This window comes from Alkalihalophilus lindianensis (assembly GCF_032843265.1).
Lineage (GTDB): Bacteria > Bacillota > Bacilli > Bacillales > Bacillaceae_D > Alkalihalophilus > Alkalihalophilus lindianensis.
On the sequence record NZ_JAWJBA010000276.1, the window covers coordinates 1 to 275 of the forward strand.

Consider the following 275-nt stretch of genomic DNA (forward strand, 5'->3'; position numbering starts at 1 on the left):
TGCACGCCCCGCTGCTGCGCCGAGCAGCTCGAGCAAGATCTTCAAGAAGGCGGGGCGTCGCGATGTCGCAGGTGGTCGAAGCAGCGTGCAGCCGCACCGAGTGCGTCGGGCGGCACGCTGCCGATCGGCGCCTGCTGCCGAGCGCTCGCTCCGGCGCACGTGCAACAACCGAGGTCGGAGAGCGCTGTGAGCGCCATCTGCGAGCGAGCAGGATCGACGGCTGCGCGACCCTCATGCGTCGCGCGTCGTCGCCGTGGCCGGTCGATGGCTGCGAC

At 71.3% G+C, this 275-nt stretch carries 1 protein-coding gene; it reads left to right on the top strand.

Annotated elements, in window-relative coordinates; translation table 11 throughout:
- Positions 1–62: 62 nt before the first annotated feature.
- A partial coding sequence (locus tag RYX56_RS22245) for a hypothetical protein (RefSeq protein ID WP_317124103.1) occupies positions 63–275 on the top strand: 213 nt, incomplete at its 3' end.